This is a genomic window from Rhizorhabdus wittichii (assembly GCF_017607425.1).
In the GTDB taxonomy this organism is placed as follows: Bacteria; Pseudomonadota; Alphaproteobacteria; order Sphingomonadales; family Sphingomonadaceae; genus Rhizorhabdus; species Rhizorhabdus wittichii.
Genome location: NZ_CP059319.1, coordinates 1,045,274 through 1,061,039, shown reverse-complemented (window position 1 = coordinate 1,061,039; position 15,766 = coordinate 1,045,274). Strand labels below are relative to the sequence as shown.

The 15,766-nt window shown below is 67.6% G+C and carries 9 protein-coding genes; 5 read left to right on the top strand and 4 right to left on the bottom strand.

Going from position 1 to position 15,766, the window contains the following annotated elements; all coding sequences use genetic code 11:
• Positions 1-57 precede the first annotated feature (57 nt).
• The gene (locus HRJ34_RS05125) at positions 58-1,689 is read right to left on the bottom strand and encodes an alpha-D-glucose phosphate-specific phosphoglucomutase (RefSeq protein WP_208633499.1); all 1,632 of its coding nucleotides are present in this window, start codon (positions 1,687-1,689) and stop codon (positions 58-60) included.
• Positions 1,690-1,879: 190 nt separating this feature from the next.
• Between HRJ34_RS05125 and HRJ34_RS05120 the strand changes: the two genes are divergently transcribed.
• Positions 1,880-3,070: an aromatic ring-hydroxylating oxygenase subunit alpha gene (locus HRJ34_RS05120; protein WP_226949054.1), complete on the top strand. Its 1,191-nt coding sequence runs from the start codon at positions 1,880-1,882 to the stop codon at positions 3,068-3,070.
• Positions 3,067-4,668 carry a phytoene desaturase family protein gene (locus HRJ34_RS05115; RefSeq protein WP_011951385.1) on the top strand — a complete coding sequence of 534 codons (1,602 nt, stop codon included), beginning with the start codon at positions 3,067-3,069 and terminating at the stop codon, positions 4,666-4,668. Before HRJ34_RS05120 ends, HRJ34_RS05115 begins: the two co-directional genes overlap by 4 nt.
• Before the next feature lie 92 nt (positions 4,669-4,760).
• On the opposite strand, the gene HRJ34_RS05110 is transcribed toward HRJ34_RS05115, so the two are convergent.
• The 3 genes from HRJ34_RS05110 to HRJ34_RS05100 are packed head-to-tail and all read right to left on the bottom strand — an operon-like array spanning position 4,761 to position 10,259.
• Positions 4,761-6,080 (bottom strand): APC family permease, encoded by a 1,320-nt coding sequence (locus tag HRJ34_RS05110; RefSeq protein WP_208633497.1) that lies wholly within the window; start codon positions 6,078-6,080, stop codon positions 4,761-4,763.
• On the bottom strand, positions 6,077-8,491 hold the full coding sequence (locus tag HRJ34_RS05105; RefSeq protein WP_226949053.1) for a TonB-dependent receptor: 2,415 nt from the start codon (positions 8,489-8,491) through the stop codon (positions 6,077-6,079). The genes HRJ34_RS05110 and HRJ34_RS05105 overlap by 4 nt, the downstream gene beginning before the upstream one ends.
• 46 nt (positions 8,492-8,537) lie before the next feature.
• Positions 8,538-10,259: a tetratricopeptide repeat-containing sulfotransferase family protein gene (locus tag HRJ34_RS05100; protein WP_208633495.1), complete on the bottom strand. Its 1,722-nt coding sequence runs from the start codon at positions 10,257-10,259 to the stop codon at positions 8,538-8,540.
• Between the two features lie 136 nt (positions 10,260-10,395).
• Between HRJ34_RS05100 and HRJ34_RS05095 the strand changes: the two genes are divergently transcribed.
• The 3 genes from HRJ34_RS05095 (at position 10,396) to HRJ34_RS05085 (ending at position 15,744) form a co-directional block, all read left to right on the top strand.
• Complete coding sequence (locus HRJ34_RS05095) at positions 10,396-11,730, top strand: Xaa-Pro dipeptidase (RefSeq protein WP_011951381.1); 1,335 nt, start codon at positions 10,396-10,398, stop codon at positions 11,728-11,730.
• Positions 11,731-11,872: 142 nt separating this feature from the next.
• Positions 11,873-14,683 carry a TonB-dependent receptor gene (locus HRJ34_RS05090; protein ID WP_208633494.1) on the top strand — a complete coding sequence of 937 codons (2,811 nt, stop codon included), beginning with the start codon at positions 11,873-11,875 and terminating at the stop codon, positions 14,681-14,683.
• Complete coding sequence (locus HRJ34_RS05085) at positions 14,683-15,744, top strand: phytase (protein ID WP_208633493.1); 1,062 nt, start codon at positions 14,683-14,685, stop codon at positions 15,742-15,744. Before HRJ34_RS05090 ends, HRJ34_RS05085 begins: the two co-directional genes overlap by 1 nt.
• Positions 15,745-15,766 lie beyond the last annotated feature (22 nt).

Sequence of the window (15,766 nt, the reverse complement as noted above, 5' to 3'; positions counted from 1 at the left end):
CCCCTCCACCACCCTTCGGGTGGTCCCCCTCCCCGAGTGAACTCGGGGAGGATTTTGTCAGGTGATCACGTCCGGCGCGGTCCGGCCGGTGTGGCGGGCGATGCCGGCGATCGCCTCGGCGGCGACGACCAGATCGGCGATGGCATCGCCGGTCGCGCGGCCGAGGTTGCCGCCGGCGGGTTCGTAGCGTTCGATATAGACCCGGATCGTCGCGCCCGAGGTGCCGGTCCCCGACAGGCGGAAGACGATGCGCGATCCGCCCTCGAACAGGATGCGGATGCCCTGGCCGTGACTCTGCGAGCCGTCGACCGGATCATGATAGGCGAAGTCGTCGGCCGCCTCGATCCCGAGCGCGCCGATCGTCGTGCCGGGCAGGTTGGCGAGACGGCCGCGCAGGTCCGCGATCACCGCGTCGGCGGCGGCGGTGTCGACGCCCTCATAATCATGGCGGGCATAATAGTTGCGCCCGAAGCGCGCCCAATGCCCGGCGGCGATCGCCTGCACGCCCTCGCGGCGCGCCGCGAGGATGTTGAGCCAGAGCAGCACCGCCCACAGCCCGTCCTTCTCGCGGACATGGTCCGATCCGGTGCCGGCGCTCTCCTCGCCGCAGATCGTCGCCTGGCCGGCATCGAGCAGGTTGCCGAAGAATTTCCAGCCGGTCGGCGTCTCGAACAGGGGGGTGCCCAGCGCTTCGGCGACCCGGTCGGCGGCGCCGCTGGTCGGCATCGACCGGGCGATGCCGGCGAGGCCGCGGGCATAGCCGGGGGCGAGATGGGCGTTGGCCGCCAGCATCGCGAGCGAATCCGACGGGGTGACGAAGATGCCTTTGCCGATGATCAGGTTGCGATCGCCGTCGCCATCGGAGGCGGCGCCGAAATCGGGGGCGTCGGGGCCCATCATCTCCTCGTACAGCGCTCGGGCGTGGACCAGGTTGGGATCGGGATGATGGCCGCCGAAGTCGGGCAGGGGGACGCCGTTGCGCACCGTCCCCTTTGCCGCGCCGAGCCGATGTTCGAGGATCTCGATCGCATAGGGGCCGGTCACCGCGCTCATCGCGTCGAAGGCGATGCGGAAGCCCGACCCTATCAGGTCGCGGATCGCGGCGAAGTCGAACAACGCCTCCATCAGCGCGGCATAGTCGGCGACCGGATCGATGATCCGGACGACCGCGCCGCCGACCCGCGTCTCGCCGTCGCGATCGAGATCGACGTCGGGCGTGTCGAGCGTCCGATAGCGATCGATCGTCCTGCTGCGGGCGAAGATCGCGTCGGTGATCCGCTCGGGCGCGGGGCCGCCATTGGCGATATTGTACTTGATCCCGAAATCCTCGGTCGGGCCGCCGGGATTGTGGCTGGCCGACAGGATGATCCCGCCGAACGCGCCATGGAGGCGGATGAGATGGCTGGCGGCCGGGGTCGACAATATGCCGCCGCGCCCGACCAGGATCGTGCCGAAGCCGTTGGCGGCCGCCATGCGGATCGCCGTCTGGATCACTGCGCGGTTGTGGTAGCGGCCGTCGCCGCCGATCACCAGCGCCCGGCCGGCGAAGCCTTCGAGCGAGTCGAAGATCGACTGGATGAAGTTCTCGGCATAGCCGGGCTGCTGGAAGACGGGGACCTTCTTGCGAAGCCCCGATGTGCCGGGCTTCTGGTCGGGGAAGGGCGTTGTGGCGACCTCACGGATCGTCATGCGGTGGGGCTCCCTGCGATGGCCGCCTTTCCATGCCCCGTCGCCGCCTGTTCCGCCAGAGCCCGGCGACCAGATGAGCGATATGGCGCGACTGGTCGTGCAGCGGCTTTCATTTGCGCTTCGGGCCCGATCGGGGCAGTCTGCTGACAGCGATGTTCGCGGCGGCGGCCGCGTGAAGGAATGCCGGACGATGACCTTGCGTGTCGTGAAGGAAGTGGGGTCGGCGATCGATCCCGATGCGAATTTCGGCCTGCCGGGCTGGATCTACCATGATCCGGAGATATTCGCGCTGGAGCAGGAGCGGATCTTCCGCCGGTCGTGGCAGCTCGTCTGCCATCTCAACGACATTCCGGCCAGGGGCGACTGGCAGTCGCTGGAGATCGGCCATGAGGCGATCATCGTCGTGCGCGGCGAGGATGGCGAGGTACGGGCGCTGTCCAACACCTGCCGTCACCGCGCGTCGCGGCTGGTCGACGGTGCCGAGGGCTGCGCCAGGAAGCTGATCTGTCCCTATCACGCCTGGACCTACGAGCTGGACGGCCGGCTGTCGGGGGTGCCCGGCAAGCGCGACTATCCCGCCTTCGACATGGCCGATTACGGCCTCCACAGTTTCCCGGTCGAGATTTGGCGCGGCTTCATCTTCGTCAACATCGAAGGCGAGGGGCCTTCGGTCGCCGAGATGATGGCTCCCTATGAGGAGGAGGTCGCGCCCTATCGCTTCGAGGAGATGAAGGCGCTCGGCCGCGTCGTGATGCGCCCGCGCACCGTCAACTGGAAGAACATCGCCGACAATTATTCGGACGGCCTGCATATCCCGGTCGCGCATCCGGGGCTCAAGCGGCTGTTCGGTCCCGGCTACGGCATCGAGGCGAAAGCCTGGGCCGACAAGATGTGGGGGCCGTTGCTCGAAGGCGTGCCGGGCAGTTCGTCCGAGGCGCTCTATCGCAAATATCTGCCGCAGGTGGCGCATCTGCCCGCCGACCGGCAGCGGTTGTGGATCTATTTCAAGCTGTGGCCGAACACGGCGTTCGACATCTATCCCGACCAGATCGACTTCATGCAGTTCATCCCCGTCTCGCCGACCGAGACGATGATCCGCGAGATCGCCTATGTCCTGCCCGACGAGCGGCGCGAGATGAAGGCGGCGCGCTACCTCAACTGGCGGATCAACCGCATGGTCAATGCCGAGGACACGAAGCTGGTCGCGCGGGTGCAGGACGGCATGGCGACGCAGAGCTATACGCAAGGCCCGCTCGGCACCGGCGAGGTCTGCCTCAGGAGCTTCGCCCGCAAGATGCGCACGCTGATCCCGGAGACGCGCCTGCCGACCCGCCCGCCCGCGGGCTGGAGCACGAAGAGCGTCGCGGGGCGCCTCGCATGACGACACGGCAGGACGTCGTCATCATCGGCGGCGGGCATAACGGCCTCGTCTGCGCCTTCTACCTGGCGGTGCGCGGGCTCAAGGTCCGCGTGCTCGAACGGCGCAAGGTCGTCGGCGGCGCGGCGGTGACCGAGGAATTCCACCCCGGCTTCCGCAATTCGGTGGCGAGCTACACGGTCAGCCTGCTCCAGCCGCGCGTGATCGCCGACATGAAGCTGCACGAGCGCGGCCTCAGGATCGTCGAGCGGCCGATCTCCAACTTCCTGCCGCTCCAGGACGGCGGCTATCTCAAGCTCGGCGGCGGATTGGAGCGCACCCAGGCCGAGTTCCGACGCTTCTCCGCCCGCGATGCCGAGACGCTGCCCGCTTATTACGACGCGCTCGACGGCGTCGCCGACGTGCTGCGCGACCTGGCGCTCCGGATACCGCCCAATGCGGGCGGCGGCATCGCCGAACTGTTCAAGGCCGCGTCGCAGGGGCGCAGGATCGCGATGGCGGGCCTGCCGGCGCAGCGCGACATGCTCGACCTGTTCGTGAAGAGCGCGCGGACCTTCCTCGACGGCTGGTTCGAGCATGACGCGATCAAGGCCGCCTTCGGCTTCGACGCGGTGGTCGGCAACTATGCCAGCCCCGACACGCCCGGCTCGGCCTATGTCCTGCTCCACCACGTCTTCGGCGAGGTGAACGGCAAGAAGGGCGCCTGGGGCCATGCGATCGGCGGGATGGGCGCGATCACCCAGGCGATGAAGGCCGCCTGCGAGGACTATGGCGTCGTCATCGAGACCGATACGGCGGTCGAGAAGGTGCTGGTCGACAACGGTCGCGCGGTCGGCGTCCGCACCGGGGACGGGGTCGAGCACATGGCCCGCGCGGTGGCGTCGAACGTCGGGCCGGGGCTGCTCTATCGCAAGCTGGTCGACCAGGCCGATCTCGACGCCGATTTCAAGCGGCGGATGAAGGGGTTCAAGGCCGGGTCGGGCACCTTCCGGATGAACGTCGCCCTGTCCGAACTGCCCAGCTTCTCGGCGCTGCCGGGGGAGGGCGAGCATCACCGCAGCGGCATCATCATCGCGCCGACGCTCGACTATATGGACCGCGCCTTCACCGATGCGCGCGCGCATGGCTGGTCGAAGCAGCCGATCGTCGAGATGCTGATCCCGTCGACCGTCGACGACAGCCTCGCGCCGAAGGGCCAGCATGTCGCCAGCTTGTTCTGCCAGCAATTCGCGCCCGAGCTTCCCGACGGCCGGAGCTGGGACGACGAGCGCGAGGCGGCGGCCGACCACATCATCGCCACCGTCGACGCCCATGCGCCCGGCTTCGCCCGATCGGTGCTGGGGCGGCAGATATTGTCGCCGCTCGACCTCGAACGGACCTTCGGGCTGGTCGGCGGCGACATCATGCATGGGCACATGTCGCTCGATCAGCTCTGGTCGGCGCGGCCGATTCTCGGCCATGGCGACTATCGCGCGCCGGTCAAGGGACTCTACATGTGCGGCGCGGGCAGCCATCCCGGCGGCGGCGTGACCGGCGCCCCCGGCCACAACGCCGCCCAGGCGATCCTCGCCGATCGCGGGCTGGGGCGCTTCTTCGGCTGAGGTCACAATCCGTCATCCCGGCGGAGGCCGGGATCTCGGGAGGCCAAGGTGCGCCCCCCTCTCCTGAGACCCCGGCCTCCGCCGGGGCGACGTCAGGTTGAGGGGGCCGCCGCCGGCTGCCGCCCCCGCATGATCCACCACACCGGCACGCCGGCGAGGATCAGCACCGCGCCCCACAGATTGGCCACGGGTCCGGCCCCGTACAGCGCCCAGAGCGCATAGATCGCCGCCGCGACCGCGATCCAGGGGCGGACGGCGCGGAGCTTGATCGCCGCCGCGGCGACCGCGACGTACATCACCAGCGAGGCGGTCGTCGCCAGCACCGCGACGAAGGTGAACAGGCTGACGGTGGTGCGGCTCGCGTTGAGCAGCAGCAGGATGGTGACCAGGCTGCTCGACAGCAGGTGGGCGCGCACCGGGACGCCCCTGGCGCTGAGCTTGTCCAGCATGGCCGGGAAGACGCCGCCGGCCGCCATCGCGGCGGGCATCTCGCCCTGGAGCAGCACCCAGCCGTTGAGCGCGCCGATCGCGCTGATCATCGCGAAGGCGGCGACGACATGGGCGGCGTCGGGCCCCCAGTAGCGGCCGATCACCTCGGCGAAGGGCGCGGCCGAATGGGCGGCGACCTCGGGCGCGAGCAGCAGCACGACGGCGCTGCAGGCGAGAAGGTAGATCAGCCCGGTCAGCGCCGTGCCGCCGAGCGTGGCGCGCGGGATGGTCTTTTCCGGCTGATGGACCTTGCCGGCCGGCACCGTCGCCGATTCGAGGCCGAGAAAGGCCCAGAGGGTGAGGGTGCCCGCCGTGGTGATCGCGGCCAGGCCGATCTCGGGCTTGTGCGGATCGGGGAAGGCGAGGTCGCCGTGCGGCGCGGCCATCGCCGCGATCATCACCACGGCGGCGAGCGGGATGACCTTCAGCACCGTGGCGATGAGCTGGACCCAGCCGGCGTTGCGGGTGCCGCTGATGTTGATCGCGGTCATCGTCCAGACCAGCGTGATGGTCGCGGCGGTCGACAGCCGGGCGTCGGTCGCGAAGACGGGCATGAAGGCCGAGAGATAGCTGATCGCGGCCACCGCGATCGCGCCGTTGCCGACGAACAAGGATATCCAATAGGCCCAGGCGACGTAGAAGGCGAGGTCGCGGCCGAACGCCTCCCGCACATAGACATAGGGGCCGCCGGTCTTCGGATGCGCGCGGCACAACCCGGCGAAGACGGCGGCGATCGCGAGGCTGCCGGCGATCGTGATCCCCCAGGCGGGGATGACGTTCCAGCCATAGGGCGCGAGGCTGGCCGGCAGCATGTAGACGCCCGAGCCGATCATGTTGCCGACGACCAGCGCCGTCGCCATGACCAGCCCGAGCGGTCGGGCGGCGGCGGTCGTGCCGCCGCCCACTTTCGGACCGTCGCTCAATATTTCCAGCCGATCCGCATGCCGATCGTCTGCGGCGTGTTGGGGAAGACGTAGGGCCGGTCGAAGCACTGGCCGCAGGTGACGAGGCGGGTCTTCTGCGCCCGCTTGTCGAACGCGTTCTCGACATAGGCCTCCCAGGTCCAGCGGCCGAATTTGGCGCCGGCCGAGAAGTCGAAGATCGCGTAGGAGCGCAGCTTGCCGGTCAGTGCCGCCGGATTGACCGGGTTGCCGTTCGGATCGAAGATCAGCGTCCGGATGTCCGACGAGGCCGAGCTGGCATAGGTCATCGTGCCCTGGACATAGGGCTGATACTTGCCGCCCATGTCGAAGTCATAGCGCGCGGTGCCGCCGTAGCGCCATTTCGACGTGATCGGCAGGCGCGTGCCCTTCGGCGCGGAGATGAAGTTGCCGGCGCCCGCGCAGCTATAGGTCGGGTCGTCGATCCCGCACAGGTTCTGCCGCGTCTTGGCGTCGGTATAGGCACCGCTGCCGATCAGCGTCAGTCCCTCGATCGGGCGGAAGGTGAAGTCCAGCTCGATGCCCTTGCTGCGCGCATTGGGGCCGTTGTGGATCTCGGTGAAGCTGTTCGCGCCGAGGAAGGAGAATTGGAACTTCTTCCATTCCTCCCAGAACAGCGCGCCGTTGATCCGCAGCTTGCCGTCGAGCCAGGTCGTCTTCCAGCCCAGTTCATAGTTGGTCAGATAGTCGGGGCTGTAGGGCGGGATGGTGCCGCGGCGGTTGATGCCGCCCGGACGGAAGCCGCGCGACCAGGTGGCGTAGACCATCAGGTCGTCGGTCGGCTTCCAGGTCAGGTTGAGGCGGTGGGTGGTGCCGTTGCCCTTCACCCGCTTGGGAAGCACGTTATTGCCGGACACCACGCCGAGATTGTTGCACGGCGCCCCCGGCAGCAGCGTGCCGACATAATTCCCGTTCGCGTCCGTGAAGCAGGCCGCGACGCCGGTCCGGCTCGAATAGCCGTCGCCGAAGCCGAAGAAGCCGACCAGCGAATTGTTGTACTTGAACGCGCGCAGGCCGCCGGTGAGGGTCAGCTTGTCGGGGACGATGTCGAACGACGCCTCGCCGAAGGCGGCATAGTCCTTGTCGACGCGGAACTGCTTGGTCAGCCAGATCGTGCCGGGCCGCCCGTTCACCGAGGTCGCGTCGGCGAGCCCGAAGATCTGGTAGTCCTGCAGGATGTCGTGGGTCTGGCGCTGGTAGAACAGGCCGGCGAGCACGCGGAAGCGCTTGTCGGACGGCGAGGAGATGCGGAGCTCCTGGCTGTTCTTGGTGAAATGGTCGCGTCCGGCGATGTGCTGGCTGGGATCGATGTAATTGCCCGCATTGTCGGTGAAATAGCCCGAGAAGCCGCCCGCGTAGAGATTGTCGTAGGTGACGGCATAGTCGGTATAGTCGCTGACCGCGTCGATATGGCGGTCGAGATAGGCGCCGGCATAGGTGATGTCGAAGTCGGCGATCTTGCCCTGGACGGTCAGCGCGGCCTGCCAGTAGCGGTCATGGAAGCGCTCGCGGCCGAAATGCTGGACCTTCAGGTCGCCGACGCTCGGATCATAGCCGAAGAAGCCGTTGTTGACCTGGTCCTGGTAGAAGATCGTCGGCGTGACGGTCCAGTTGTCGTCGATTTCGATGCCGAGCGCGGCGCGGCCGCCGACCACGGTCGACCGGTTGTAGTTCTTCTTGACGTCGGCGGCGTTGTTGATCGTGACGCCGGTGCCGAAGGTCCGTGTGCCCGGGACATTGTCTATGAAGCCGGCGTCGCGCTGGTACCAGCCGACGACGCGCAGCGCTGCGGCGTCGGACAGCGGCTGGTTGACGAAGCCCTCGAGCTTGCCGCCCACCGCGCCATGGCTGACCTTGTTGATGTCGGCGTCGAAGCCGGCGGCGAAGCCGCTCGGGTCGGGCTTGTTGGTGATGATGCGGATCGTGCCGGCCTGCGACGAGGCGCCGTACAGCGTGCCCTGCGGCCCCGACAGCGCCTCGATGCGGGCGATGTCGTAGATGTGGATGTCGAGCGCGCCGTCGATCGTCGTGATCGGCTGCTCGTCGAGATAGATGCCGACCGAGGGCAGCGAGCCCGAATGGTTGCCGTCGCCGCCGCTGGTCACGCCGCGGAAATAGACCTTGGCGTTGCCGGGCTGGCCGGACTGGAAGGAAAGGCTGGGAAGAAGCTTCGTGTAGTCGTTGAAATTGCTGACATTATATTGTTCGAGCTTGGCGGTGCCCAGCGCCTGCATGGGGATCGGCACCTTCTGCATATTCTCTTCGCGCTTCTGCGCGGTGACGATGATCTCGTCACGATAATTGGCGTCCGAGTCCGTGGCTCCCTGGGCCAGCGCCGGCGTCATCGCCGTTCCCGCCATGATCAGCGCGACCGCGCCGCTCAGCTTCGTCATTCGAGTTCGCATGTCACTTCCCCTTTTGCTTATGCGTGTTCGTCGTTCAGGCGTCCTCTGTGCTCTTCATGCTCGGATAATCGGAAAGCGCGCTGCCGAGCGCTTCGACCAGCGGCGAGAGCCGGTGCTCGAAGCGCTGCCAATGGTCGACGGCATCGCGGAAGATCGGGCGGCGCACCTGTTCGGAGCTCGGCGTCCGCACCGCGCGCTCGGTCGCGTGGAAGGCCAGGCAGGCGGGATCGAAGGCGAGGCCGGCGGCGGCGAGCAGGGCGCGGATGCCCGCTTCGGGATCGTCGACCATCGCCTCGTAGAAGACGCGGTGGACGGCGCCGGGCTGCGCGGCGTCGAACGCCGCCATCGCGCGGACATAGTCGGCATAATAGCCGCCGAGATCGGCGAGGTCGTAGCTATAGGCCTGGCCGCGCGCGAAATTCTGCTTGAACACCGACCAGCAGCAGCCGATCGGATGCCGCCGCGTGTCGATGATCGTGGCGTTGGGCAGGATCAGCCGGATCAGCCCGACATGCGCCCAGTTGTTGGGCATCTTGTCGATGAAGCGCGGCCGATCGCTGTGGCGGTGGACGCGGGTGCGCGCGAGATAGTCCTCGCCCAGCGCGCGGACATCGGCGGCCGACAGGTCGGCCAGGGCTTCGGGATAGGGCGAGCGCTGGTCGCGGCGGCTATGCCCGCTCAGCCGCCGGGCGATCTGGCCGATGTCGTGCAGCTCGCCCGTGCCTTCGACCTCGGGATGGCTCGACAATATCTGTTCGACCAGCGTCGATCCCGAACGCGGCATGCCGAGCACGAAGATCGGGGCGGGGTCGGGACAGCCCCATCCCGCGCGCTCCGCGAAGAAGGCCGCGTCGAAGAAGGCGGCCGAGCGGTCGACATGCTCGACATTGTCGCCGGCATGATAGGGGACCATGCGGCGACGCATCGCATTGGCCTCGGCATAGCGGTCGAACGCCTCGTCGTCCTCGCCGCGATCCTCGCGCGCCTTGCCGAGCGCGAAGCCGATCTGGGCGCGGTCGTCGATCGACAGCCCATCGCCGGCCCGCGCCCGTTCCATCGCCGAGACATCGGCGTCGGCGAAGCGGAAGGTCTTGAGGTTGGCGAGGCTCCACCAGGCTTCGCCGGTCTCGGGCCTCAGTTCCACCGCGCGACGGTAAGCGACGATCGCCTCGGCCGTCCGGCCGATCGTCTTGAGGCCGTGGCCGTAGCTCATCCACAACCAGGGATGGCCGTCCTGTTCGGCGATCAGTTCCTCGTAGAGCGCGATCGACGCCTCATGCTCGCCGATCTGGCCGAGCGCGGCGGCCTTGAGGTTGCGCGCGGCGCGATCGGCGGGGTTGCGGTCGAGCAGCTGTTCGATCTCGACCAGCGCGTCGGCGTGGCGGGTCTGGCGGACCAGCACCAGCGCGAGGTTGTGGCGCGCGCCCTCGAACTCCGGCGCCAGTTCGAGCGCGCGGCGGAGCAGCGCCTCGGCGTCGCGATAGCGGCCGATCCGGCCGGCGACCTCGGCGAGCATGCGGATCGCGGCGATGTCGAACGGATCGTCGCGCAGCGCCTGACGAAGCAGTGCCTCGGCCTCCGATATCCGACCGGTGACGAGGGCATGGCCGGCGCGAGCGAGGCGAGGGTCCTTGGCCGCCGCGGCCAGCGCGCGCGCCGTCTCGGCTTCCGTGGCGAGCTGTCCGGGCAGCAGATCATAGGCATGGCTCGACGCCGTGTGGAGGATATCCGTCGGTGCGTGTCCGCCTGAGCCCACTACCCGCCTCGGTGCGCGATGTCCGCGAAGAAGAAACCTTGCGCCGATATGTGTCAACAGGGATGTCAACAGTTGCGCCGGCCGGCTTGTCACGGCACGGTAACGTTGTCGAAAAGCCACAGTCAGGGAGAGCGGGATGCGTGGTGCATGGATGGCAGGGGCGGCGATGCTGCTGATCGGCGGCGGGCAGGCGCAGGCGCAGGAGCGGACCGTCGCGATCAAGGCGGGCCGCCTGATCGACACGGCGCGCGGGATCGTGCTGACCGATCAGGTCATCATCGTCACCGGCGACCGGATCACCAGCGTCGGGCCGGCGTCGGGCACGGCGATCCCGGCGGGCGCGGCGCTGATCGACCTGTCCGGCAAGACGGTGCTGCCGGGGCTGATCGACACCCACACCCACATCACCGGCGATCCGACCGTCAGCCCCTATGAATCCTACCATCTGTCGGTGCCGCGCCAGGCGGTGACGGGAGTCGCCAATGCGCGCCGCACCCTGCTCGCCGGCTTCACGACGATCCGCGACGTCGGCTCGTCGGGCTATGCCGACGTGGCGCTGAAGGACGGGATCAACGCCGGCGAGATCGCCGGGCCGCACATCTTCGCCTCGGGCCCGGCGCTGGGCATCACCGGCGGCCATTGCGACGACAATCATCTCGCCCCCGAATATCATCATGAGGGCGAGGGCGTGGCGAATGGCACCGACGCCGTCCGCGCGGCCGTCCGCCGCAACATCAAATATGGCGCCGACCACATCAAATATTGCGGCACCGGCGGCGTCTTCTCGCGCGGGGACAAGCCCGGCGCGCAGCAATATACCCAGGAGGAGGCGAACGCGATCGTCGCCGAGGCGCACCTCCATGATCGCCCCGTCGCGGTGCATGCCCATGGCGCGGACGGCATCAAGGTCGCGATTCGCGCCGGCGTCGACTCGGTCGAGCATGCCAGCCTGATCGATGATGAGGGGCTGCGCATGGCCAAGGCGGCCGGCACCGTCCTGTCGATGGACATCTACAACACCGACTATACCCAGGCGGAGGGCAAGAAGAACGGCGTGCCCGAGGAATCGCTGCAGAAGGATCGCGACGTCGGCGACATCCAGCGCGAGAATTTCCGCAAGGCGGTGAAGATGGGCATCAAGCTCAGCTTCGGCACCGACGCCGGCGTCTATCCCAATGGCGACAATGCGAAGCAGTTCGCCATCATGGTCCGCTACGGCATGACGCCGATGCAGGCGATACAGGCGGCGACCGTCACCGGCGCCGGCCTGATCCGCCGGCCGAAGGATCTCGGGCAGGTGGCGCCGGGCTTCTACGCCGACATCGTCGCGGTCGACGGCGATCCGCTTGCCGATGTCCGGTCGCTCGAGAAACCGGCCTTCGTCATGAAGCAGGGGGCGGTCTACCGTGCCGATGCGCAGCAATGCGCCGCGGCGCCGTCGAGCTGGGGATGCGCCGACCCGGCCCGCTGAAAAATAAATTGCTGCGGCGCACCCTGAAACGGTCGGTTCGCGGCCGTCGCGAAGGATAATGAAACGAAAGTGACGCTCATGCGTCGCTTTGCTGTCATCAGCCGCTGTCAGTCGGCCCCCCGAACACTGCAGGGAGGCAGACATGACATTCTTCGGTGCGAGCCGTGCCGCCATCGCGCTCGGGCTCCTTTTCTCCACGTCGGCGATGGCCGGCACGATCGTCGGTACCGTGTCCGACGCGTCGGGCACCCGCGCGCTGGAAAGCGCCGAGGTCCGTATCGTCGAGCTCGGCCGCACGGTCGAGGCGTCGCGCGACGGCCGCTATCGCTTCCCCGACGTGCCCGCCGGCACCTACACGGTCGAGGCGCGCTACATCGGTGCCGACACGGTGCGGACCACCGTCAAGGTGGCGGAGAGCGGCGACAGCTATGCCGACATCGCGATGGGCGGCCGCGAGAGCAATTCGATCATCGTCATCGGCCAGGCAGCGAACCAGGCGAGCACCCTGTCGCGCCAGCGCGCCGCCGACGGTGTCGAGAGCGTGCTGACCCGCGACGCGATCGGCCAGTTCCCCGACCAGAACGTCGCCGAATCGCTCCGCCGCCTGCCGGGCATCAACATCCTCAACGACCAGGGCGAGGGCCGCTTCGTCTCGATCCGCGGCCTCGACCCCGAGCTCAACGCCTCGACCGTCAACGGCGTTCGCCTGCCGGCGCCCGAATCCGACGTCCGTTCGGTCGCGCTCGACGTGATTTCGAGCGACATCATCGAATCGATCGAGGTTCGCAAATCGCTGACCCCCGACATGGACGCCGACACGATCGGCGGCTCGATCGACATCAAGACGACGAGCGCGTTCGACCGCAAGAAGGACCTGTTCAAGGTCTCGGCCGAGGGCAGCTACAACGACCTGACCGACAAGCTGTCGCCCAAGGGCAGCTTCGACTTCTCGACCAAGCTCACCGATGCGGTCGGCGTGTCGGGCGGCCTGTCCTACTATCGGCGCCGCTTCGCGACCGACAATATGGAGATGGACGGCTGGGACATCGACGACAATGGCAATGCCTATGCCGACACCGTCGAGTATCGCGACTATGACGTGACCCGCAAGCGGCTCAGCGCGTCGCTGTCGTTCGATTTCAAGGTGGGCGAGAGCACCAAGCTCTATGCGCGGGGCCTCTACAGCCAGTTCGACGACCAGGAATATCGCCGCCGGCTGACCTTCGAGATGGACGAGGCACCGACCAGCAGCACCGCCAACACCGCCAGCTTCGCGTCCGACGACGGCGAGATCAGCGTCCAGCGCGACCTGAAGGACCGCTTCGAATCGCAGAAGATCCGCTCGCTCGTGCTCGGTGGCGAGACCGAGACCGGGCCCTGGAAGGCGACCTATTCGGCGAGTTGGGCCAAGTCGTCCGAACGCGAGAACGGCTCGATCGACCCGGTCAATTTCGAGCGCAAGTTCGAGGACCCGGGCGAGTTCGGCGTGACCTTCGACTATAGCCGTCCGAAGCTCACCAGCTATGCCGTCACCGCCGGCCAGGCGCGGTTCCTCGACCCGAGCGAATATGAATTCGACAAGGTCGAGCGCACCACGCTGAGCGATGCCCGGGACGAGGAGTTCGCGATCAAGGCCGACGTCTCGCGCGAGTATGTGATGGACGGCGGCGTCTTCACCGTCCAGGCGGGCGCCAAGCAGCGCTGGCGCAAGAAGACCTACAACGCCCAGTTCGACATCTATAAGGGCTTCAACGGCGACCTGACGCTGGCCGATTTCCTCGGCAAGCAGGATTACGGCCTGGCGTCGATCGACCCGGTGCTGGCCAAGAAGTCCTTCCGGCCCTTCTTCCGCACCAACATGGCCGATTTCGAGCTCGACCCGTTCGACACCGACCAGGCGTCGAACGAATCCGACTTCCGCGTCGACGAGGATATCAGCGCCGGCTACCTGCTCGGCCGCTGGGACAGCGATAAGGTCCGCATCATCGGCGGCGTCCGTGTCGAGCATACCCGCAACAAGATCCGCGGCAACCAGGTCGAGCTGGTCGAGGAAGGCGACGAGCATGACGGCGTGGAGGTCGATGAGGACACCGTCTTCGTGACCCCGCAGAGCTTCAAGCGCAGCTACACCGACTGGCTGCCGAGCTTCACCGTCCGCTACGAGCCGGTCCGCAACGTCGTGCTCCGCGCCGCCGGCTACAAGAGCCTGGTGCGTCCGAAGCTGTCGAACCTCGCGCCGCGCGCGGTGATCGAGGACAATGAGGGCGAGTTCGGCAACCCCGCGCTGAAGCCCTACAAGGCATGGAACGCCGACCTGGCCGTCGAATATTATTTCGGCCGGAACGCCGCGATCTCGGCCGGCTTGTTCTACAAGGACATCAAGAATTACGTCGTCGAGGTCACCAACCAGGACGTCGCCTATAACGGCGTCATCCTCGACGAGGCGACGACCTATGCCAACGGCCCCAAGGCCAAGGTGAAGGGCTTCGAGTTCAGCTACAGCCAGGTCTATGATTTCCTGCCGGCGCCGTTCGACGGGCTGCTGACCCAGGTCAACTACACCTACACCGACGCCAAGGGCCGGGTGTTCACCGACGGCGATATCACCGATCCGCGCCGCATCCCGCTGCCGGCCTCGTCGAAGCACACGCTCAACCTGGTGCTCGGCTATGAGAAGGGGCCGCTCAGCCTGCGCGCCGCCGGCACCTTCCGCGACAAATATCTGGACGAGCTGGGCGGCGATCCGACCGAGGATCGCTACGTCTCCAGCCATTTCCAGCTCGACCTGAGCGGCAAGTACCGGATCACCGACAATATCCGCGTCTTCGCCGAATGGGTGAACGTGACCGACCGTCCCTATTTGGCCTATCAGAACCTCGATGGCCGCCGCCGGCTGCTCCAATATGAGGAATATAGCTGGACCGCCAAGTTCGGCGTGACGGCGAACTTCTGATGCGGCGGGTCCTGACGATCGCGGCATTTGCGTCCCTGGGCGCCTGTGCCGCGAAGGAGATGCCGGTCGAGCAGCGGATCGCGCTGGCCTCTCCGGCGGCGACGGTGACGGCGCGCGGCGAGACCGCGCCCGTCGGCACCGCCAATGCCGACGCCGCCGACGATCCCGCGATCTGGCGCAATGCCGCCGATCCCGCCGCGAGCCTGGTCGTCGGCACCGACAAGAAGGCGGGGCTCTACCTCTATGGCCTCGACGGCAAGGTGCGCGACTTCCTCGATGCGGGCCGGGTCAACAATGTCGACCTGAAGGACGGCGTCGCGATCGGCGGCGGGACGGGCGTGCTCGTCGTCGCCAGCGACCGCAACGACATTACCCAGGCGAAGCTGGCGCTGTTCCGGCTCGACACGGCGAGCGCGAAGCTGACCGCGCTCGGCACGGTGCCGGCGGGGGCGGGGGAGGCCTATGGCGTCTGCCTGTACCGCGACGTGGCTGGCCTCTACGCCTTCATCGTCCTCAAGGACGGCACGATCAACCAGGTCGCGCTCGACGCGAGCGGCGCGACGCCGTCCGGTCGGATCGTCCGCACCATGAAGCTCGGTACCCAGTCGGAAGGCTGTGCCGCCGACGATCGCACCGGCGTCCTCTATGTCGCGGAGGAGGATGTCGGCCTCTGGAAGTTCGACGCGAAGGCTGGCGGCAGCGTCAGCCCGGTCAAGATCGCGGCGGCCGACGGCAGGAACATCGTCGCCGATGCCGAGGGCGTCGCCATCGCGATGGTCGGGGAGAAGGACGGCTATGTGCTGGTCTCCAGCCAGGGCGACAACGCCTATGCCGTCTACCGGATCGCCGACGACGCCTATGTCGGCCGCTTCCGCATCGCGGCGGGGACGGTCGGCGCGACCGAGGAGACCGACGGCATCGAGGTGATGACCGGCGACTTCGGCCCCGGCTTTCCCGGCGGCCTGTTCGTCGCGCAGGACGGCCAGAACGGCGCGGGCGCGCAGAATTTCAAGCTGGTCGCCTGGGACGACATCGTCCGGGCGCTGGGGTTGCCGCGATAAGCATGTCATCCCAGCGAACGCT